We start from the raw sequence: 20,085 nt of genomic DNA on the forward strand, positions 1-20,085 counted from the left end.
CCAGGCAGGCCGCCCGCCCATGGGGAAAGGGATCGGCCGGAGCCGCGCTCTGTCGCGGCTGCGGCGGGACCTGAATCTCTCAGGCGCCACGACAGAGGGGGAGGGCCCGAAGCCGTCGACGCCGTGCGGGGTTCGCTCGTCGCCGACCCCGCCCGAACCCCCCTGGGAGCTCTCGTGACCCATTCCTTCGCCGATCGCCATATCGGACCCGACCCCGGTGCCATCGATCGGATTCTCGACACCGTCGGCGTCGGCTCGCTGGACGAGCTGGCCGAGCGCGCGGTGCCCGCGAGCATTCTGGATGCCGCCGCGGGCAACGGGCTGTGCGTACTGCCGCCGGCGGCGTCCGAGCACGAGGTGCTCGACGAACTAGCGGCCCTGGCGAAGTCCAATACCGTCGCCACGTCCATGATCGGGCTCGGCTACTACGACACCCTCACTCCGCCGGTGCTGGTGCGCAATCTGCTCGAGAATCCGGCCTGGTACACGTCCTACACGCCGTATCAGCCGGAGATCAGCCAGGGCAGGCTGGAGGCGCTGCTGAATTTCCAGACGATGGTGTCGGATCTGACCGGCATGGAGGTGGCCAATGCCTCGATGCTCGACGAGGCCACCGCCGCCGCCGAGGCGATGACCCTGCTGCATCGCGCCAACCGCGGCGCGAAGTCGAACCGGCTGGTGATCGACGCCGACCTGTTCCCGCAGACGCGGACGGTGCTGTTCACCCGCGCCGAACCGCTGGGCATCGAGATCGTCGAGGCCGACCTGAGCGCGGGTGTGCTGCCCGACGGCGACTTCTTCGGCGTGCTGGTGCAGGTGCCGGGCGCGAGCGGCCGCATCGTCGACTGGACCGAGCTGACCGCGGCGGCGCACGAGCGCGGCGCGCTGGTGGGCGCGGGCGCCGACCTGCTGGCGATGACCTTGATCACGCCGCCGGGCGAGCAGGGCGTGGACGTATGTTTCGGTACCACACAGCGTTTCGGGGTGCCGTTGGGATTCGGTGGCCCGCATGCCGGATATCTCGCGGTGCGTTCCGCGCACGCGCGCCAGCTGCCGGGGCGACTGGTCGGCGTGTCGAAGGACGCCGACGGGCACGTCGCCTACCGCCTCGCGTTGCAGACCCGCGAGCAGCACATCCGGCGGGAGAAGGCGACCTCCAACATCTGCACGGCCCAGGTGCTGCTGGCCGTGGTGGCGGCGATGTATGCGAGCTACCACGGCGCCGACGGGCTGCGCGCGATCGCCCGCCGGGTGCACCGGCACGCCGAGCGGCTGGCGGCCGGGCTCGGCGAGGCCGTGGTGCACGACCGGTTCTTCGACACCGTGCTGGTGCACGTTCCCGGCGGCGCGGGACCCGTGGTGGCCAAGGCGAAGGGCCGCGGGGTGAACCTGCGGCTGGTGGACGCCGACCACGTGGCGGTCGCATGCGACGAGGCGACCACCGAGGCCCACGTGGCGATCGTGCTGGATTCCTTCGGGGCCGACGGTGTCGCGGGCGAGACGGTGCCGGGGGAGCGGCCGGCCGGCGCGGCGAGCGGGGAGCCGGCGCTGCCGCCGATCGAGAACCGCACCTCGGAGTACCTGACCCATCCGGCGTTCACCCGGTACCACACCGAGACCGCCATGCTGCGGTATCTGCGGCAGCTGTCGGACAAGGACATCGCGTTGGACCGCAGCATGATTCCGCTCGGATCGTGCACGATGAAGCTGAACGCCACCGTGGAGATGGAGCCGATCACCTGGCCCGGATTCTCCCGTGTCCATCCCTACGCGCCGGTCGAGGACGCCCCCGGCCTGCTGCGCGTGATCGAGGACCTGGAGTCCTGGCTGGCGGCCGTCACCGGATACGACCGGGTGAGCCTGCAGCCCAATGCCGGCAGCCAGGGTGAGTACGCGGGCCTGCTGGCGATCCGCCGCTACCACGTGGATCGCGGTGACACACACCGGGATACGTGCCTGATCCCGTCCAGCGCGCACGGCACCAACGCCGCGTCGGCGGCCATGGCCGGGCTGCGGGTGGAGGTGGTCCGCTGCCGCGCCAACGGCGACGTCGACCTCGACGACCTGCGCGCCAGGATCGCCGATCGGGCCGACCGGCTGGCCTGCATCATGATCACCTACCCGTCCACGCACGGCGTGTACGAGCACGAGATCGCCGAGCTGTGCGCGCTGGTGCACGACGCCGGCGGCCAGGTGTACGTCGACGGCGCGAACCTGAACGCGCTGGTGGGCCTCGCCCGCCCCGGCCGGTTCGGCGGCGACGTGTCACATCTGAACCTGCACAAGACATTCTGCATCCCGCACGGCGGCGGCGGTCCGGGCGTCGGCCCGCTGGCGGTGCGCGACCATCTGGCGCCGTACCTGCCGGGCGATCCGCTGCGCACCGATTCGCACGCGGTGTCGGCGGCGATGTACGGTTCGGCCTCGATCCTGCCGATCACCTGGGCCTACGTGCGGGCGATGGGCGCCGACGGGCTGCGCCGGGCCACGCTCACCGCCATCGCCTCGGCCAATTACATTGCGCGGCGGCTGGATTCGCATTATCCGGTGCTGTACACGGGCGAGAACACGATGGTCGCGCACGAGTGCATCCTGGACCTGCGCGAGATCACCAAGCGTACCGGCGTCACCGTCGACGATGTGGCGAAGCGCCTGGCGGACTACGGGTTCCACGCGCCCACCATGAGTTTCCCGGTCGCCGGCACGCTCATGGTCGAGCCGACCGAGAGCGAGAACCTGGAGGAGCTCGACGCCTTCATCGATGCGATGATCGCGATCAAGGGTGAAATCGATCAGGTCGCCGCGGGCACCTGGACCGTCGAGGACAGCCCGCTGCGCGGCGCCCCGCACACCCCGGCCTCCCTCGTCGGCGACTGGCCGCACGCCTACTCCCGCGAAACCGCCGTCTACCCACAGGGTCTCACCCACCCGCGCCCCAAGGTATGGCCCGCCGTCCGCCGCATCGACGGCGCCTTCGGCGACCGCAACCTGGTCTGCTCCTGCCCACCCCTGGAGGCATACGCGGAGTGACCGAAGGCGGGCTCCTCCGTCATCGCGGCGTGCATTCGCGGCCCCGGTGACGGAGTGAGCCGGCGCTGTCCGCGGGTCGGCGCTGTCACCGGGCGTGACTCGACGTCGTCGTTCCGAGTGCCTTCGGCCGGGGAATGTTGTTGCCGTATAACCGAAAACGGCGCGGCGGCACGACGGGACCACCGGTACGGCTCCGGGCATGCGGTGCACCGGGACCGCTGGTATGCCACGAGGTTTGCGGATCGACGGCGGCCACCGGCACGCCTGCCTGGGGCATGTTCGCAAGGACACTGGTACGCCCGGTGCGCGCTGTGCCGTGCTGCTCTCGAATCACCGCGCAGGATACGGAAATTCACCGTGTCCCGGCCGACTGCGGCAGCACGTTCGCCTGCACCCGCCGCGGATGATCGTCGGCGCGGTGGTGCGCACCATTGCGGTATGCGGCTCTGCCCCTGCGGATTCCGGCGGCGGGGCTCGGGTAGGCCGGGCTACTGCCGGAGGTCGGCAGTGGGGCACGACAGGGCGGGGCCGTTCTGCGGCGGGCTGCGACCGGTTGTGCGGTGGTGAGGGTCAGGGTGTGGCCAGGGTCACGGGGTGGTGAGGGCCTGGTTGATGGCGGTGCCGAAGGTGAGGTCGTTGGAGGTGGCCAGGCGGGTGTAGCTGCCGCCGGTCTGCTGGGCCAGGGTCTGCAGGGTCGGGGTGCCCTGGCCGCCGACGACGATCACATCGATGCGGACCGGATGGGCGGGGTCGGTGGCGGCGGTGATGTCGGAGATCAGCTTGTCGCCGGAGATGGACGAATCGTCGTTCGGCCCGCCCGTGATCAGCAGCAGCTTGTTGCTCCGGTCCTGGGCGTGGCCGGTGACCGCGCTGCGGTAGGCCGCCTCCAGCGCCGGGTACGTGCGGTCGGTGCTGCTGGACGTGGCGGTGACATTGCCCAGCGACTCGAGCAGCTCGGTGCGGTGCTGCTGATCCAGCGGCGCGGTCTCGGAGAGGACCTGGTACGGGTTGCCGCCGCCCTGGCCGCCGGCGTAGGTCCACACGCCGAGCCCGAAGTTCGGGGGCATGGTGTCCATCGTCGACTGCAGCGCGCCGAGGGCGTTGTTCAGGCGGCTGAGCGAACCGTCGGTGGCGCCCATGGCGGCCGACGTGTCCAGGAGGACCGTCGACTGCACGCCCAGTACGGGATTGGCCAGCACCGATTTCACCTGGTCCAGCGCCGACCTGGGCGGGACGGGGGCGGGGGTGGGCAGCGCGCCCTCGAAGCCGTTGTCGGTGAACAGCTTCTGCTGTTCGGGTGCGCGCAGGTACTCGGCGAAGATTCCGGCGATCAGGTTCTGCGTCCGGTCGACCCAGGAACCGGTCAGCACGGCGGCGGGATAGTCGGCCACCGGTAGCTTCGCGCCGTCCGGCCGGAACGCGGTCGCACCGCCCGACGCCTTCAGTTGCTGCTCGGTAACCGGCGTGGCGTGGATCGCGTCGGAGGCGCCGCCCGGTGCGCCGACGAGGCTCGCCGGCGCGCCCGAATTGTCGTCGGAGCGGGGTGCGCCGGCGGTCAGCCGGGAGATCGCCGAGACCACCTGACCGGAGTGGGCGCCCTCGTCGTCGAGCGGATCGGCGCCCGAGACGTTCGAGCCGACCGCCAGCAGGGCGGCGAGGGTGTTGTCGCCGGCGGGCACCGCCATGCGCAGCCCGCCCCAGCCGTCGAGCCCGATCTCGTCCAGCGAACCCTGCTGCAGCCTGGGCAGATCCGACCAGCCGATCTTGGCCTGCTCCAGCGACTTGCGCAGCTGCTCCGGCACCGCGAGCACGATCGGACTGGAGGCGATGGACGCGGGAGCCCCCTCGACCAGTCCCGGCACCCGCATCTGCTCGACCGAACGCGACGAGTCGGCGATCCACAGCGCCGGCTGCGGTCCCAGCCTCGGATCCCACTTGCCGGAGGCGAACGCGCCCATCACGGCCGCGGACGGCTGCACGGCGACGGCCACCGATACACAGTGGTCGCGCACGTTCGGCTCGGTGGCGTTGTAGCGCTCGGCGGCGGTCCGCACCGGTGTGGCGATCTCGGGGTCGACGGTCACCGCCAGCGTCGTCTCACCCTCGACGCATTCGCCGGCCGCGCTGCGATCCGACGAGGCGGAGTGCCCGCTCAACCAGAACCAGCCGCCCACCGCGGCGACCAGGAGCAGCCCCGCCACCACGGAGGCGACGAGGCCCTTACTGACGCCCCGCGAACTGCTGGCGCTGCGATGTGTACCCACGAGGCAACAGTCTATGGTGACGCGGAGTTTGCCCCCTGGGCACCCGATCAGGAGAAGTCACCGAGGCGGGCGGCGGGAAATGTGGTCGGCGACGGTGCGTGGCGATGACCCGCCGAAACATCACCGCCCCGGCGTCGGGTGACGCCGGGGCGGTGCCGGGGTGGCCGAGATCACCAGTGGATCAGCGGAGATCACTCGCGGATCATGCGGCCGCGGTCGTACTCGTGGCCGCCCCACACGCCGGACTGACCGGTGGTGCCGGCGAACTCGCCGCACTGGCGGCGGATCGGGCAGCCCGCGCAGACACCGCGCGCGTACGCGAAGTCCTGCGACGGGTACGGGAACCACGCGTCGTGGTTCGGGTCACCCTTGCAGGCGGCCCCCTCCCAGCTCTGCGAGTCCGAGAGCGGGAGCAGATCCACCAGGGTCAGCTCCTCCTGCACTGCGATCGTCATATCGGATCCCTCCTTCCTCGGGGTCTCAGGTGGCGGCCAGGTCCTTCCAGATCCGCCGTTGTGTCTTCTCGATGTCGTTGGGGGCCTTGGGCTCCCACAGCAGCCGCAGCCCGGCCTCGGCCGGTGTGCGATCCGCCTTGCGCGTGTTGCACGGGCCGCACGCGGCGATCAGGTTGCTCCACGTGTTCGGCCCGCCCCGGCTGCGCGGCCGGATGTGGTCGACGGTGTTCGCCCACCGCGCGCAGTACCCGCACCGGTGGTTGTCACGCCGCAGCACGCCGGCGAGCGTGGCGCGGCTGTCGTCGTGCACCAGCACCCGATGCTCGAGGTAGACGTAGCGCAGCAGCCGAATCGTCTGCGGCAGAGCGATTTCCAGATGCTTGGAGCGAATCGGGAAGTGCGGCTCCCGCGCGGCGACCGTCTCGGCGGTGCCGGTGATGAGCAGCACCACCGCGCGGTCGGCGCCGATGTCGGTGAGCGCCTCGTAGGAGGCGTTGAGCACCAGCACGCCGGTGTGTATCCAGTTGTCGGGTGTGGGGGCTGCGTCGGCAGCGCGGCGGAACTGCATGGGTGTCACCAGGTTTCGGGAGGGAGAGGGCGGATCGGGGGAGCGGGAGCAGGATCAGAGCTCGCCCGGGAGGTGGCCGGTTGTACGGCCGTCGTCCGTCAGGGCGCTCGGCATTCGCCGCATGAGCTTCGAAAGCCGCTGCCCGGCAATGCTGTTCGCCGCCGCGCCGATCGTCTCGGGGTACATCGGGCCACCTCCTCCTTCCTGGTGTCGTGATTCGTCGAAAGGCCTCGGCCCCAGAGGGAGCCGATTGATCATCGTCTTCATGGTGACACAGCGTTACCGCCGCTGTCGGGTCAATTTTCGGCAACGACGGCCGGTGCGCGACGAGTGGGGACTTGCTGTCGGGGATTTCAACGTGGGAGTGCGCGGGTTTGTTCCGGGAGGCGAAGAATGCGCCGACGTGTTCCGCGCCACGATTTCCGCGCGCGAACGGGCGTTCGGCGCGTGGGTGAAGATGCGGATGCCCCAGGTGCCGGCGGTGTTTCGGCTACTCGGAAACCCTCAGGTGGCGAGCCAGTGTTCGATGTCGTCGAGCTGGGTGGCGGAGTAAATGCCGTCCCCGTCGGCGGCGTCGACGAGCCGCCACTCGTACGGCGCGACGGGACTGCGCACCAGGCGATAGCCCGCCCGGGCCGCGCGGGCGGTGAGTTCCCGGATGCGGGCGGACGCCGGATCGGGTGAAACCGGGTGCAGATGTCGTTCCCGATGATTCATCGGAGCTTCCCCACGTGTGAGCTTGCGGACGGAATCGGATCGATGCGTCCGGCCGCGCCGATGCGGTGAACGCCGTCTGCTGGCGGGTGCGGTCGTGGTGTGATGCGGTTGCATCCGGAGACATTCGGACTTCGCGGCCCGCACCCGCGGCGTTACGCACCCTGTCGCTACTGGTAGACACCGCCGATCTCCGCCCGGCCGTAGCCACGAGTCACCGACGTGACGTCGGCGCAGCGTCGACCGGATCCGCGCGCCCGCAAGGGACCAGGTGGCCGCGGTCAGCGCGTGGGGTTGTGAGCACTGCCACGCGCAGACCAACGGCCTCGGTCACAGGTCAACCCTGCTGAAGTAATTCAGCAGGTCACGGAACAGAGCTACGCGTCCGGTGAACGGCTCAGTCCCGCCACGGTCAGCCGGAACAGCCGGTCCGCCGCGGACGCGGAGTCGGCGTGGTGCTCGGTGGCCAGGGTGATACCGACGATGAGCGTGATCAGTTCCGCGACAGTGATATTCGCGGCGATCGCCCCGTCCTGTGCGGCGCGGTGCAGCAGCGGTTCCCCGGCCTGTTCCAGCGCCGCCGAGCAGGCGTTGTCGTGCGCCGGATCGGATTCGGCGGCATAGGTCAGCGCGGCCGCGAGTCCGCGGGCGGTGACGCAGTAGGTGACGACCTCGCTCAGCCATGTCAGGAGTGCGTCGCGGCTGTCGCCCTCGCCGGTCAGGTCGCGGGCGCGGGCGCACAGCGCCTCGATCCGTTTCCGGGACACCGCCTCCAGCAGCGCGTAGCGGGTGGGGAAGTGCCGGCGCACCGTCGCCGAACCCACGCCCGCGGTCCGCGCGATCTGTTCCAGCGAGGCGTCGGCGCCGTGCGCCGCGACCTCCTCCTCGGCCACGGCGAGGATGCGCGAGTAGTTGCGCCGGGCGTCGGCGCGCTGGTGGTCGGGCATGTCATCTCCGAGGTTGCTAAGTGGCGGGCCCCGCCGTATCGTACCCGAAGGTAAATGGCGGACCCCGCCATTTAGCTTCGAGTGTCTGAGGAGTAGCAATGTCCGGAGATTCCGCGCCCGTTCTGGTCACCGGCGCCACCGGTAGGCAGGGCGGGGCCACCGCCCGAGCGCTGCGCGCGGCCGGCGTTCCCGTGCGCGCCCTGGTGCGCGATCCGGGCACCGACCGGGCGAAGGCCGTCGAGGCGCTCGGCGTCGAACTGGTCACCGGTGATCTCCGCGATCGCGATTCGGTGGTCCGCGCCGCCGAGGGTGCCCGCGCCGTCTTCTCCGTGCAGATGCCGGCCGTGACGGCGGCGGGTGTCGACTTCGACGACGAGGTGGTGCAGGGTGCCACGCTCATCGAGGGAGCGAGGGCCGCCGGGGTGCCGCAGTTCGTGCACACCTCCGTCAGCGGCGCGGGTCAGCACGCCGAGGAACCCGGTTGGGTGCCGGGCCGCTGGTCGGTGGAGACGTCCTTCGGCGCCAAGGTCGCGATTCAGGACCGGGTCCGCGCCGCCGGTTTTCCGCGGTGGACGATTCTGAAGCCCGGTTTCTTCATGGAGAACTTCCTGCCGTCCATGGCCTTCCTGTTCCCGCGCGGTATCGAGGGCGGGCTGGTGAGTGTGCTGAACCCCGGGACCCGGCTGTCGGTGGCCGCGGTGGACGATATCGGCCGGGCCGCCGCGGCGGCGCTCACGGCGCCGGAGCGGTTCGACGGGGTGGAGTTGGAGTTCGCGAGCGACTACCTCTCGATGACGGAGATCGCCGACATCCTTTCGCACGCCCTGGGTACCCCGCTGTCCGCGCCGGATATGACCGAACAGCAGGCCACGGCCGCCGGAATGCCGCCGATGGGCGCCGCGCACGAGTGGCTGAACGTGGCCGGACAGCCCGCTCGCCCGCAGTATGCGCAAGAGTTCGGCGTCCCGCTCACCGGTTTCGCGGAGTGGTCTCGGGAACATATGCGGCCCTGGGCTTTCGGCGATCCGGATACCGGCAGCGGTGGCGGCCGGTAGCGCGGCCCCGCGATCGCCCTCCGGGGCGGTATCGGCGCGGCGTCCGTGCCGGAGTGCGGCTGTCGGCTTGACTGTGCCGTAGCGGCATGGTTTGGACTGTCGTGTGCGCCGGTGAGCTCGTGCCGGAGCGACCGGATACGCGGAACCGCCGAAGGGAGAACGCTATGGCCGCGCAGTGGGAATACAAGGTGCTGACCTACAAGCTGAAGATGAAGGGCTTCGACTACGCCCGGATGGAGCAGGACCTCAACGACCTCGGCCGCGACGGCTGGGAAGCGCTGAGCACCCTCGCCCCGAGCTTCGGTTCGGGCCAGGCCATCGAGATAGCCGTCATTCTGAAGAAGCCCGGCGCCTGAACCGGTTCGGCCGGACGAACTCCGGCCCGCCGCCGTTGTCCTCGTCCCCTTTCACCATATAGCGCACCGGGGGGCTTGCGGCAAGACCGGGGTGGTGGCGCAGAATCGTCGGCCGATGAAGAGGAGTTCTCCGTGACCGACCTGAAGTCGTTCGCCGACCTGGTGCCGCTCGACTACGGCCTGTGCGTGGCCGTGACCTTGCGTGCCGATGGCACGCCGCAGGCCACCGTGGTGAACGCCGGAGTGCTGCCGCATCCGGTGACCGGAGACGACACCGCCGGCTTCGTATCTCCGAGTGCCACAGCGAAACTCGGCAATCTGCGGGTGGACCCGACCATCGCCCTCACCGTGCGCGACGGCCGGCGGTGGACCACCGTCGAAGGGTCGGCGCAGCTGATCGGTCCGGACGACCCGCACCCCGGCGTGGACGACGAGCGGCAGCGGGTCCTGATCCGCGAGATCTTCGCCGCGGCCGGTGTTACTCAGGACTGGAGCAGATACGACCAGGTGATGCGGGACAAGCGTGGGACCGCGGTTCTCGTCACGCCCCGCCGCATCTACTCGAATCCCGCCTGACCTGGTCGTCGATGACGACCTCGATGAATTGGGACGGTTCATGTTCGACGTGATCATTGCCGGCGGTGGACCGACCGGAATGATGCTGGCCGCCGAGTTGCGGCTGCACGGTGTGCGCGTACTCGTGCTGGAGAAGGATCCGGAGCCGACCAGGGTTGTCCGGTCACTCGGGCTGCATGTGCGCAGCATCGAAATCATGGACCAGCGCGGGCTGCTGAAACGTTTTCTCGCGCACGGGAAACAGCACGAGGTCGGGGGTTTCTACGCCGCCATCAGCAAGCCGTGGCGGAGCCATCTGGACACGGCGCACGAATACGTCCTCGGCATACCGCAGCCCGTCACCGATCGGCTGCTGACCGAGCATGCCGCCGAGCTCGGGGCCGAGATCCGGCGCGGAGGCGAGCTGGTCGGGCTGAGCCGGGACGAGGACGGGGTGACCGCCGAACTGGCGGACGGCACGCGGCTGCGTTCGCGCTACCTGGTGGGCTGCGACGGCGGCCGCAGCACGGTGCGCAAGCTGCTCGGCATCGGGTTCCCCGGCGAGCCCAGCAGGGTCGAGACGCTGCTGGGCGAGATGGAGCTGGCGATGCCGGCGGACGAGGTGGCCGCCCGCACGACCCGAATCCGCGAGACGGAGAAGCGCTTCGGCGCCGGGCCCCTCGGGGACGGGGCGTACCGGGTCATCGTGCCCGCCGAGGGGGTCGCCGAAGACCGAACGGCGCCACCGACTTTCGACGAATTCCGGCGTCGGTTGCAGGCGGTCGCCGGTACCGACTTCGGGGCGCACTCGCCGCGGTGGCTGTCCCGTTTCGGTGATGCCACCCGGCTGGCCGACCGCTACCGGATCGGCCGGGTGCTGCTGGCCGGCGATGCGGTGCACATCCATCCGCCGGTCGGCGGTCAGGGCCTGAACCTCGGCGTCCAGGACGCGTTCAACCTCGGCTGGAAACTGGCGGCAGCGGTCGGGGGCTGGGCCCCGGAGGGACTGCTGGACACCTACGAGTCCGAACGGCGACCGGTGGCCGGCGACGTCCTGGACAACACCCGCGCGCAGATGGAACTGCTGTCGACGGAGCCGGGCGCGCAGGCGGTGCGACGGCTGGTGTCGGAACTGATGGACTTCGAGGTCGTGCATCGCCACCTGATCGAGAAGATCACCGCGATCGGCGTCCGCTACGACTTCGGCGAGGGGAACCCCCTGCTCGGCCGCCGGATGCGGGACGTGAGACTGGAGCGCGGCCGCCTCTACGAGCAGATGCGCACCGGCCGCGGGCTGCTGCTCGACCGGACCGGCCGGCTCTCGGTGGCCGGCTGGGCGGATCGGGTCGATCACGTCGTCGACGTCAGCGCGGAACTGGACATACCCGCCGCGCTGCTGCGGCCGGACGGCCACGTGGCCTGGACCGGCGACGATCAGCAGGATCTCGTCGAACACCTACCCCGGTGGTTCGGCGCCGCCGGCTGATTCGCCGGAGCGCCGCGGCTCGGCCCGGCATCCTGCGCGGGGCGCGCGCCGGCCGCACGTCGGTCCGGCGAAAGCGGCCCGTCGGCGCGGTGGGCGCGCTCACGCCGACCCGGACAACCACCGTCGGACGAGGCCGGGCTTCTCGGGCCGCCGCGGCCGGTCTCGCCGTTGCCGAGGCGGCCGAGGATCGCGGTCATGAATTCCGCTGGTGCGGGCCGGGATCCGGGTCAGGCGGGCAGGTGCGGCCGGACCGGCGGTGAGCGCCACCGCGACCGCTCCGGCGACGCCCTCCGGATGCAGATGCGTCACCTGCGCCGATCGGACCGCCTCGGCGGCAATCCTTTCCGGATCGTCGGCGTAGAAGGCGCCGAGCGGGGCCACCCGCACGGCGGCGCCGTTGCCGCAGGAGCCCCGATGGCCGAACGCGGCCGCGGACACCTCCCGCCAAGGCGCGCCGTCCCGCATCCGATGAGTCCGCCGAGTGTCGAGAAACCGTAGTCACGGTGTGGCTGACACCGTTTCGCGAAGGCGGACGCGAGCCGATCCTGGTCGATCGCCCCGTGACCGCACGGTTCGTCGACCACGGAGCAGGCCATCTCGGTGTCGTCGGTCCACTCCCACTGCCGGGCCGGGATATTGCCCGCCGCCAGTTGCGGCTCATGACGGTTCTGTACTTCGTGCACGGGTGACGGGAACGGCTCCGGCGCATCGTGTTTCGGGGGAGTGCGCCCCCGCCGGTAGGCGGGGGCACTCCGGCGCTCGCCGCTCAGGATGCGATGTGCAGGTCGAAGCCTGTGGCGCCGTTGCGTTCCCGGCCCGGCTCCAGCCGCAGGCTGCGATCGTAGTCGCCGCCGGACTGGGGGCGATAGGCGATCGGCTCGATCTCGTCGAGCTGTGAAAGACGTTGCCGCAGTGCGTCCGCGACCTCCGCGAAGCGCCGATCGCTCACCCGGATCGCGCCGTACACCGGGAACGCCGGCAGCACATCCATGCCGGGGTAGTACAGAATGCCGTGGTTGATGGGATACAGCACATCGTCGAGGCGGCCGTTGATGCCGCGGTCGGAGTAGGCGGGCTCGCGGCCGCCGATCGAGACGACCACCATGGCCCGCTTGCCGCGCAGCACGCCGTCGCCGTAGCGGGGGAGGGCGTGGCCGCTGGCGCCGTAGGCGAAGCCGTTGGTGAGCACGCGGTCCACCCAGCCCTTCATGATCGCGGGCATGGCGAACCACCACAGCGGGAAGTGCAGGAGCACGGCGTCGGCCCACAGCAGTTTCTCCTGCTCGGCACGGATATCGGCGCCGAGCGACCCGGTCCGGTAGGCCTCGCCCGTGGCGAGCATGAAATTGGCCTCCTCGACCTCGCCGACATCGTCGGTGTCGGCCTGCGCCTTCCAGTCCATCGCGTACAGGTCGCTCACGACGACCTCGTGCCCGTCGGACCGGAGCTGTTGCACCGCAACGTCCTTCAGCGCGCCGGTCAGGGAGTCCGGTTTCGGATGCGCATACACGATCAGGATGTTCATATCCGCTGCCAACCGGCATACATATCGAAATATTCCGATGTGACGAATTGTCCGGATTCGCGTGGCGGCGGGCCGCTGCCGCAGCGTCCCCGGCGAACGTTCCTCGCCGGGGACACGGGTAGGCCGCTGTCGATCGACCCGCTCGCCGGGCGCAGCCGACCGAACGGTGATGCGCCCGCGGCGATTACGTGGCGATGCCGTCCCACTGGGTGACGGTGTACGGCTGATGCCCCGGCTCGCCGTCCCAGGCGCTGAGGATCAGGGTCAGCGCGTCGGGGGAGGGGCTGCCGGGATGGATGTAGCCGCCGTAGAGATTGGGCAGGTTCGGTTTGCCCCAGTGCCCCATCGGCCAGCCGTTCTTGCCGACCACCTGGGTCTTCGGCTCCGACCAGATGCCGTCGGGGCGCGGCGAGGTGCGGGTGCGGATGCTGTAGTCGCTGGTGTCGAAATAGGACATGCAGTACATGCCGCCGATGTTCTTGACGCTGAACTCGCCCATGTTGTTGCCGGGGTCGAAGATCGTGGTCGGGGCGGCCTCGCGCGTCCACAGCCAGCTGTCGTCGCTGAAGACCCAGTTCTCCTGGCGGCCGAACTCGCCGTGGAAGAAGTCGTGCGGATCGAACCGGAACAGCAGGACCTGCCCGCCGTCGGCGAAGTGGTGGCTGCCGTTCCACGCCTTGGAGTAGCAGTAGAGCCGACCGTCCGGATCCACGCCGGCGAAACTCCACATCATGTACGGCGATCCGTTTTCGCCGAGCGCGTCACCGTTCCAGTGGTGCTCGAAGTCCTTCCAGCTCGCGCCGTGATCGTCGGAGTAGGCGATGCCGGCGAAGGCCGAGCCGTCGGTGGGGCTGTCCGGCGCGACCCACTGGTGCACCGAGGTGTACTGGATGAACAGCCGCTCGTGACCGTCCACCGTCAGGGCGATGGCGTCGTTGGGGATTCGGGTGACCTCGGTGACGCCGAGGCCGTTGTCGGCGCCCTTCTGATAGTCGAACAGCTGGGCGCACTTCGGATTCGGCTGGCTGCCGGTGAATTCGATCGGGGTCTCGCCGGAGCTGTCGAACTTGTCCTGGTACAGCAGGACCGGCGAGCCGATGTGGTCACCCGAGGCTCCCCGCCCGCTGAACACGTCGCCGAACACATAACCCCACCCGCCGTCGTGGCGCCGATAGGGAATGCAGAGATCGCCGGAGGCGAGCCCGAACCGGCTCGCCGAATCGCCCTCGTTGTCGCAGAGCATCGTCCCCTCTTGGGGCATGGTGGATCTTCCTCACTGACGTCCCGGTCCATGTCGAACGTCGAGCATCGCATGCCGGGGCAGCCCCCGCGCAAGCCGCCGAAATCGGCGGCAGGTCGCGACGTGCCGGGGTGGTCGGCGTATTCGATTGTGACGCAGTTGGATTCGGCTCTCCGAACGGCCGCGGCATGGACCGTCCCGGCTGTGAGGAAGATCAACGAATCGCGGGAGTACCGGCCATTTCCCGCAGTCGGTGATCGAGTTCGTCGCGATAGAAGCCGCGCCCAGCGCGAGGTGTCGAGCGCGGCTCGCGCCGCGGTGTGCTCGTCGGTGGCCCAGGCGACCGGCACCTCCGCATACCGAGGTCCCGCTCCGCCCGATTCGTGGTACTGCTCCACGAGGGCGGACTTCGGTTCGGTGGCGAACAGCCCGTCGCCGAGTTCGGCGGCGAGGCGCGCGGCCGCCCGGCCACCCGCGGCCACGGCGATCACCGGCGGCTCGTCGGGCAGATCGAATACCCGCGCGTCCGCCAGCCGCAGGTAGTGACCGTGGTAGGACCGATAGCCGCCGCGCCACAGCAGCCGGATGATCTCGAGCGCCTCGCGCAGTATCCGGTGCCGCACGTCCACCGTTTCCGGGAACCCGGTGCCGACCACGTGTTCGTTCAGCCGTTCGCCGGAGCCGATGCCGAGGGTGAACCGGCCGTCCGAGGTCAGCGCGAGGGTGGCGGCGGCCTGCGCGACGATGGCGGGGTGATAGCGGACGGTCGGGCAGGTGACGCCCGTCGCCAGCCCGATGGTGTCCGTGCGGGCGGCGATCGCGCCGAGCACGGTCCACGCGAACGGCGAATGGCCCTGATTGTCCAGCCAGGGATGGTAGTGGTCGCTGATCTCGACGAAGTCGAAACCGGCCCGCTCGGCGAGTACGGCCTGGCGAATCAGTTCGGCGGGGCCGAACGCCTCCGCCGCCAGCTTGTATCCGATCTGCATCGGCACCTCCTCGGGATGTGGCCGTGCCGGCACGCCACGGCACGGACGAACCGGTAAGGATTGCTACACCGGCGGACCTACCCGGCCATTCGGCCGGCAAACGAACGTGTGGCGCGGGAGGAAGGCGCCGTTGACGCGGAATCCCCGGAAGACGAAGTCTTCCGGGGATTCCGCGAGCCCGTACTCAGTTCTTGGCGGCGAGCGCCTTGGCCTCGCGGCGGCGGCGGTGCAGGATCGGCTCGGTGTACCCGTTGGGCTGGCGGGTGCCCTCCAGGATGAGGTCCTTGGCGGCCTGGAAGGCGACGCTGCCGTGGAAGTCGGGAGCCATCGGCTTGTATCCCGGATCGCCGGCGTTCTGGCGGTCCACCACCGGGGCCATCCGCTCGAGGCTCTCGACGATCTGCTCCGTGGTGACGATGCCGTGCCGCAGCCAGTTCGCCATCAGCTGGCTCGAGATGCGCAGGGTCGCACGGTCTTCCATCAGCGCGACATCGTTGATGTCGGGCACCTTGGAGCAGCCGACGCCCTGATCGATCCAGCGCACCACGTAGCCGAGAATGGACTGCGAGTTGTTGTCCAGCTCGTTGCGGATCTCCTCGGCCGACCAGTCCGGTTCGGCGGCCAGCGGGATCTCCAGGATCTGGTCGACGGTGGCGCGGGCACCGCCGCGGGCGATCTCGTCCTGCCGCTTGAACACGTCGACCAGGTGGTAGTGCGTGGCGTGCAGGGTGGCCGCGGTGGGCGAGGGCACCCAGGCGGTGGTCGCGCCGGCGCGCGGGTGGCCGATCTTCTGCGCCAGCATGTCACGCATCAGGTCGGGCATCGCCCACATGCCCTTGCCGATCTGCGCCTTGTGCCGCAGGCCGGTCGCGAGGCCCGTGTCGACGTTCCAATCCTCGTAGGACAGGATCCACTGCTGGGACTTCATATCGGCCTTGCGGACCATCGGCCCGGCCTCCATGGAGGTGTGGATCTCGTCGCCGGTGCGGTCGAGGAAGCCGGTGTTGATGAAGACCACGCGGTCGCGCGCGGCCGCGATGCAGGCCTTCAGGTTGACGGTGGTGCGGCGCTCCTCGTCCATGATGCCGACCTTGAGGGTGTCGCGGGGCAGGCCCAGCACGTCCTCGACGCGGCCGAACAGCTCGGCGGTGAACGCCACCTCGTCCGGGCCGTGCATCTTCGGTTTCACGATATAGACCGAACGGGTGCGCGAATTCGACACCCGGGCCGTGCCGTTGAGGCTGTGCATCGCGATCAGCGAGGTGAACAGGCCGTCCAGGATGCCCTCGGGCACCTCGTCGCCGTTCTTGTCCAGGATGGCATCGCTGGTCATGAGGTGGCCCACGTTGCGCACGAACAACAGCGAGCGGCCGTGCACCGTCAGCTCGGAGCCGTCCGGGGCGGTGTACACCCGGTCCGGATTCATGGTGCGGGTGAAGGACTTGCCGCCCTTGCTGACCTCTTCGGACAGGTCGCCCTTCATCAGGCCCAGCCAGTTGTGGTAGCCGAGCACCTTGTCCTCGGCGTCCACCGCGGCCACCGAATCCTCGAAGTCCATGATGGTGGTGACGGCGGACTCCAGCACCACGTCCTCGACGCCGGCCGAGTCGGTGCTGCCGATCGGCGAGTCCGGGTCGATCCGGATATCGATGTGCAAACCGTTGTGCCGCAACAGGACCGAGGTCGGCGCCGTCGGCTCGCCGAGGTAGCCGGCCAGCGCCGAGGCGTCGGCCAGGCCGATATCGGTGCCGTCCTCGAGGGTGACCTCGAGCTCGCCGTCGACGATCTTGTACGCCCGCGACCCGACGTGCGAGCCGGTGATCAGCGGGACGGCGTCGTCGAGGAAGTTGCGGGCCCACTCGATGACCTTGTCGCCGCGGACCCGGTTGTAACCGGGGTTGTCGGCCGGGCCGGCCTTTTCCGCGCCGTTCTCCTCGGGGATGGCGTCGGTGCCGTAGAGCGCGTCGTACAGCGAGCCCCAGCGGGCGTTGGCGGCGTTGATCGCGAAACGCGCGTTCGTCACCGGGACCACCAGCTGCGGGCCGGCGGTACCGGCGATCTCGTCGTCGACGTTCTGCGTGCCGATGGTGAAATCGGCCGGCTCGGGGCGCAGGTAGCCGATCTCGGTGAGGTACTTCTTGTAGGTGCCCCGGTCGTATCCGGCGCCGGGGTTCTCGGCGTGCCAGGCGTCGAGCTTGCCCTGGATCTCGTCGCGCTCGGCCAGCAGGGTGCGGTTACGCGGGGCGAGGTCGTCGACGATCGACTCCGCACCGGACCAGAACGCGGCGGAATCGACGCCGGTGCCGGGGAGCGCCTCGTTCTCGACGAACTCGTGGAGAACCCTCGCGATCTGAAGCCCGCCGATCTGAATCCGCTCTGTCATCTACTGCCTCATTTCGAGATAGCCGGATGGAAAAAGTACGGGTGTCATGTTACTCGCCGGTAGATCGGCCGTGGTAGCCCACCACCTCGGGCGTCGGCCTTGATCGTAACGTCCGGCGCAATTAATGTACTGAGTGGAACATTTTGCCGAGGCGACGAGCCGGGGCCGCCGGGTACGGACGTTCGGGGCCCGGTGGATGGGTGGTATTCGCGATGCGCGCACGGGAAGGTGGGGCCGCCGTCGTGGCCGACGGGCTCGGCCGAGCGCGCTGCGGCCGCGCGGAGGTCCCGGGCGATCGGTGGCCGCGGTGACGACGGCGCCGGTGCGCAGGCGTGGCCGCCCACCGGCCGCGGCGGCGGCGCGGACGCGCGAGCGCATCGTGCGGGCCGCGGTGGAGCTGTTCGCCGAGAAGGGATTTCACGGAACCGGCGTCGCGGAGATCGGCGAGCGGGCCGACGTGCGGCGCGGCGCGCTCTACTACCACATCGGTTCCAAGGAGGAACTGCTGTTCCGGATCCTGTACGACTACATCGGCCTGATGTACGCGGAGGCCCGCGAGATCGCCGACGGCCCCGGCGATCCGGTGACCAAGCTGCGCAAGCTGATTCGCAGTCACGTCCGGCTCATCGTGGCGCACCGCCGGGAGGTGGCGATCCAGCTGCGCGACGTCTCGGCGCTGACCGGTGCGCGCGCCGCCGATCTGCAGGCACTGCGCGACCGTGTGCAGCACTGCTGGCAGCGGGTGATCGACGCCGGGCAGGAGGCCGGGGCGCTGCGCACCGCCGACCACGTGGTCACCAACGGCATTCTCGGCATGCTGAATTCGGCGACCTTCTGGTATCGCGAACACGGCACGCACGGGCCGGAGGAGATCTCGGACATTCTCGCCGCCACGGTCCTCGACGGCCTGGCCTGCGCATGTCATCCCGCACCCGACCCCGGCACCGACCGGAAATAGACGAAAGGCTGATCATGGCTTGGGATTTCGAGACCGACCCCGACTATCAGGAACGGCTCGACTGGGTCGCGGAGTTCGTCCGGGCCGAGGTGGAACCGCTGGACCTGCTGCCCGACCTGAACCCCTACAACCGCGCCGACCCGCAGGTGCGGGCGCTGCTGCGGCCACTGCAGGAGCAGGTGAAGGAGCGCGGGCTGTGGGCCTGCCACCTCGGCCCGGAACTCGGCGGGCCCGGCTACGGGCAGCTGAAACTGGCGCTGCTGAACGAGGTGCTCGGCACGTCGATGTGGGCGCCGCTCGTCTTCGGTTGCCAGGCACCGGATTCCGGCAACGCCGAGATCCTCGCCCACTTCGGCACGCCGGAACAGCAGCAGCGGTATCTCCAGCCGCTGCTCGACGGTGAGATCGGGTCCTGCTATGTGATGACGGAGCCGACCGGTGGTTCGGATCCGACCACCTTCCGGGCGCGTGCCGTGCGCGACGGCGACGACTGGGTCATCAACGGCGAGAAGTGGTTCAACACCGCCGCCGAGCTCGCCGCCTTCCACATCGTGATGGTAGTGACCGATCCCGAGGCGCCGCCGCATCAGCGGCTGTCGATGTTCATCGTGCCGGGCGGGGCGCCCGGCCTGGAGGTCGTGAAGAACTTCGAGGTACACGGGTTCAGCAACCACGAGGGGCATCTGCGGTTCACCGATGTCCGGGTGCCGGCCGATCACCTGCTGGGCGCGGAGGGCATGGGCTTCGTCGTCGCCCAGACCCGGCTCGGCGGCGGCCGCGTGCACCATGCGATGCGCACGGTGGCCATGGTGCGCAAGGCCTTCGACATGCTGTGCGAGCGGGCGGTGTCGCGGCCGATGGGCAAGGGCGTGCTCGGCGGCAAGCAGATGGCCCAGGAGCAGATCGCCGACAGCTGGATCGAGATGGAGCAGTTCCGGCTGCTGGTGCTGCGCACGGCCTGGCGGATCGATCGGGCGCAGGACTACCGCGCCGTGCGCAAGGACATCGCCGCGATCAAGGTGGCGATGCCGAAGGTGATGCACGACGTGGCCCGCCGGGCCCTGCACCTGCACGGTGCGCTCGGCGTGAGCGAGGATCTGCCGTTCGTCGACATGATGAACTACGCCGAGGTGATGGCCATCGCCGACGGGCCGACCGAGGTGCACAAGATCACCCTCGCCAAGGAGGTGCTCAAGCAGTACGCGCCCGCGGATCCGGTGTATCCCAGCGGATATCGCCCGGCGCTGCGCGAACAGGCCCGCGAACTGGTGGCGCGGCGGCTGGAGCACACCGTCGGCAATATCTGAGACATTCGGTGATACCAGGGACCGGTCGGTCCGGTCCCCGTCGGCCAGGGGGGTTGGCGCACACGCGCCAGCCCCTTTCGGCGGCGTCCGATTCCACTACCCTGGGCGACGCAAGTGCAAGTCACCCGATGTGAGGAAGCTCGATGGGTAGTACCGCTATCGATGTCGTCAACGTGCTCGTGGCCCATGCCACGGCCTTCTGGAACTGGGCCTCCACCGGCTCGGCCGGTTTCCCGCCGCTGTGAGGTGACGC

General features: G+C 69.7%; 17 protein-coding genes and 1 pseudogene. 7 read left to right on the forward strand and 11 right to left on the reverse strand.

Annotated features, from left to right (window positions below):
* The first annotated feature begins 174 nt into the window (after positions 1–174).
* Positions 175–3,030, forward strand: coding sequence for an aminomethyl-transferring glycine dehydrogenase (gcvP, locus tag D892_RS0129480; protein WP_024804685.1), 2,856 nt, complete (start codon positions 175–177; stop codon positions 3,028–3,030).
* Positions 3,031–3,617: 587 nt separating this feature from the next.
* Here gcvP and D892_RS0129485 read toward each other — a convergent pair.
* The 6 genes from D892_RS0129485 to D892_RS0129510 all read right to left on the reverse strand — a co-directional run bounded on the left by D892_RS0129485 (position 3,618) and on the right by D892_RS0129510 (position 7,978).
* Positions 3,618–5,294: a substrate-binding domain-containing protein gene (locus tag D892_RS0129485; protein WP_063629980.1), complete on the reverse strand. Its 1,677-nt coding sequence runs from the start codon at positions 5,292–5,294 to the stop codon at positions 3,618–3,620.
* A gap of 191 nt (positions 5,295–5,485) precedes the next feature.
* On the reverse strand, positions 5,486–5,749 hold the full coding sequence (locus D892_RS0129490; protein WP_024804687.1) for a WhiB family transcriptional regulator: 264 nt from the start codon (positions 5,747–5,749) through the stop codon (positions 5,486–5,488).
* Positions 5,750–5,774: 25 nt separating this feature from the next.
* Positions 5,775–6,317 carry an HNH endonuclease gene (locus D892_RS0129495; protein WP_024804688.1) on the reverse strand — a complete coding sequence of 181 codons (543 nt, stop codon included), beginning with the start codon at positions 6,315–6,317 and terminating at the stop codon, positions 5,775–5,777.
* 54 nt (positions 6,318–6,371) lie between these two features.
* On the reverse strand, positions 6,372–6,503 hold the full coding sequence (locus D892_RS49255) for a hypothetical protein (RefSeq protein WP_255360256.1): 132 nt from the start codon (positions 6,501–6,503) through the stop codon (positions 6,372–6,374).
* A 318-nt stretch (positions 6,504–6,821) separates the two neighbouring features.
* Entirely contained in the window at positions 6,822–7,034 is a 213-nt protein-coding gene (locus D892_RS0129505) for a hypothetical protein (RefSeq protein ID WP_024804689.1), read from the reverse strand.
* Positions 7,035–7,408: 374 nt separating this feature from the next.
* Positions 7,409–7,978 (reverse strand): TetR/AcrR family transcriptional regulator, encoded by a 570-nt coding sequence (locus tag D892_RS0129510; protein ID WP_024804690.1) that lies wholly within the window; start codon positions 7,976–7,978, stop codon positions 7,409–7,411.
* Positions 7,979–8,076: 98 nt separating this feature from the next.
* Between D892_RS0129510 and D892_RS0129515 the strand changes: the two genes are divergently transcribed.
* The 4 genes from D892_RS0129515 (at position 8,077) to rox (ending at position 11,430) form a co-directional block, all read left to right on the forward strand.
* Positions 8,077–9,033, forward strand: coding sequence for an NmrA/HSCARG family protein (locus tag D892_RS0129515; RefSeq protein ID WP_024804691.1), 957 nt, complete (start codon positions 8,077–8,079; stop codon positions 9,031–9,033).
* A gap of 164 nt (positions 9,034–9,197) precedes the next feature.
* A complete protein-coding gene (locus D892_RS0129520) occupies positions 9,198–9,389 on the forward strand; it encodes a DUF4177 domain-containing protein (protein WP_024804692.1) in 192 nt (63 codons plus the stop codon).
* Between the two features lie 132 nt (positions 9,390–9,521).
* Positions 9,522–9,965: a TIGR03618 family F420-dependent PPOX class oxidoreductase gene (locus tag D892_RS0129525; protein WP_024804693.1), complete on the forward strand. Its 444-nt coding sequence runs from the start codon at positions 9,522–9,524 to the stop codon at positions 9,963–9,965.
* Positions 9,966–10,005: 40 nt separating this feature from the next.
* Positions 10,006–11,430: a rifampin monooxygenase gene (gene rox / locus D892_RS0129530; protein ID WP_024804694.1), complete on the forward strand. Its 1,425-nt coding sequence runs from the start codon at positions 10,006–10,008 to the stop codon at positions 11,428–11,430.
* Positions 11,431–11,529: 99 nt separating this feature from the next.
* On the opposite strand, the gene D892_RS48830 is transcribed toward rox, so the two are convergent.
* The 5 genes and pseudogenes from D892_RS48830 to D892_RS0129560 all read right to left on the reverse strand — a co-directional run bounded on the left by D892_RS48830 (position 11,530) and on the right by D892_RS0129560 (position 17,567).
* Positions 11,530–11,895 (reverse strand): ADP-ribosylglycohydrolase family protein, encoded by a 366-nt coding sequence (locus D892_RS48830; protein ID WP_232236199.1) that lies wholly within the window; start codon positions 11,893–11,895, stop codon positions 11,530–11,532.
* A gap of 301 nt (positions 11,896–12,196) precedes the next feature.
* Complete coding sequence (locus tag D892_RS0129545) at positions 12,197–12,955, reverse strand: NAD(P)H-dependent oxidoreductase (RefSeq protein WP_024804697.1); 759 nt, start codon at positions 12,953–12,955, stop codon at positions 12,197–12,199.
* Positions 12,956–13,139: 184 nt separating this feature from the next.
* On the reverse strand, positions 13,140–14,216 hold the full coding sequence (locus D892_RS0129550) for a DUF4185 domain-containing protein (protein WP_024804698.1): 1,077 nt from the start codon (positions 14,214–14,216) through the stop codon (positions 13,140–13,142).
* 281 nt (positions 14,217–14,497) lie between these two features.
* Positions 14,498–15,184, reverse strand: a pseudogene (locus D892_RS45710) (TIGR03557 family F420-dependent LLM class oxidoreductase); the annotation flags it as partial.
* A 184-nt stretch (positions 15,185–15,368) separates the two neighbouring features.
* Positions 15,369–17,567 (reverse strand): malate synthase G, encoded by a 2,199-nt coding sequence (locus tag D892_RS0129560; RefSeq protein WP_024804700.1) that lies wholly within the window; start codon positions 17,565–17,567, stop codon positions 15,369–15,371.
* A gap of 307 nt (positions 17,568–17,874) precedes the next feature.
* On the opposite strand from D892_RS0129560, the gene D892_RS0129565 reads away from it, so the two are divergent.
* Both D892_RS0129565 and D892_RS0129570 read left to right on the forward strand, forming a co-directional pair.
* Positions 17,875–18,525: a TetR/AcrR family transcriptional regulator gene (locus D892_RS0129565; protein ID WP_024804701.1), complete on the forward strand. Its 651-nt coding sequence runs from the start codon at positions 17,875–17,877 to the stop codon at positions 18,523–18,525.
* 14 nt (positions 18,526–18,539) lie between these two features.
* Complete coding sequence (locus tag D892_RS0129570) at positions 18,540–19,832, forward strand: acyl-CoA dehydrogenase family protein (protein WP_024804702.1); 1,293 nt, start codon at positions 18,540–18,542, stop codon at positions 19,830–19,832.
* The last annotated feature ends 253 nt before the right edge of the window (positions 19,833–20,085 follow it).

The sequence above is a fragment of the Nocardia sp. BMG51109 genome (assembly GCF_000526215.1).
GTDB lineage: Bacteria > Actinomycetota > Actinomycetes > Mycobacteriales > Mycobacteriaceae > Nocardia.

Bases quoted from the DNA above. Each gene is read 5' to 3' on its own strand.
- D892_RS0129520 (WP_024804692.1), top strand. From the start codon at position 9,198: ATGGCCGCGCAGTGGGAATACAAGGTGCTGACCTACAAGCTGAAGATG.
- D892_RS0129570 (WP_024804702.1), top strand. From the start codon at position 18,540: ATGGCTTGGGATTTCGAGACCGACCCCGACTATCAGGAACGGCTCGAC.
- D892_RS0129550 (WP_024804698.1), bottom strand. From the start codon at position 14,216: ATGCCCCAAGAGGGGACGATGCTCTGCGACAACGAGGGCGATTCGGCG.
- D892_RS0129490 (WP_024804687.1), bottom strand. From the start codon at position 5,749: ATGACGATCGCAGTGCAGGAGGAGCTGACCCTGGTGGATCTGCTCCCG.
- D892_RS48830 (WP_232236199.1), bottom strand. From the start codon at position 11,895: ATGCGGGACGGCGCGCCTTGGCGGGAGGTGTCCGCGGCCGCGTTCGGC.
- D892_RS0129495 (WP_024804688.1), bottom strand. From the start codon at position 6,317: ATGCAGTTCCGCCGCGCTGCCGACGCAGCCCCCACACCCGACAACTGG.
- D892_RS49255 (WP_255360256.1), bottom strand. From the start codon at position 6,503: ATGTACCCCGAGACGATCGGCGCGGCGGCGAACAGCATTGCCGGGCAG.
- D892_RS0129515 (WP_024804691.1), top strand. From the start codon at position 8,077: ATGTCCGGAGATTCCGCGCCCGTTCTGGTCACCGGCGCCACCGGTAGG.
- rox (WP_024804694.1), top strand. From the start codon at position 10,006: ATGTTCGACGTGATCATTGCCGGCGGTGGACCGACCGGAATGATGCTG.
- D892_RS0129510 (WP_024804690.1), bottom strand. From the start codon at position 7,978: ATGCCCGACCACCAGCGCGCCGACGCCCGGCGCAACTACTCGCGCATC.
- D892_RS0129545 (WP_024804697.1), bottom strand. From the start codon at position 12,955: ATGAACATCCTGATCGTGTATGCGCATCCGAAACCGGACTCCCTGACC.
- D892_RS0129505 (WP_024804689.1), bottom strand. From the start codon at position 7,034: ATGAATCATCGGGAACGACATCTGCACCCGGTTTCACCCGATCCGGCG.
- D892_RS0129560 (WP_024804700.1), bottom strand. From the start codon at position 17,567: ATGACAGAGCGGATTCAGATCGGCGGGCTTCAGATCGCGAGGGTTCTC.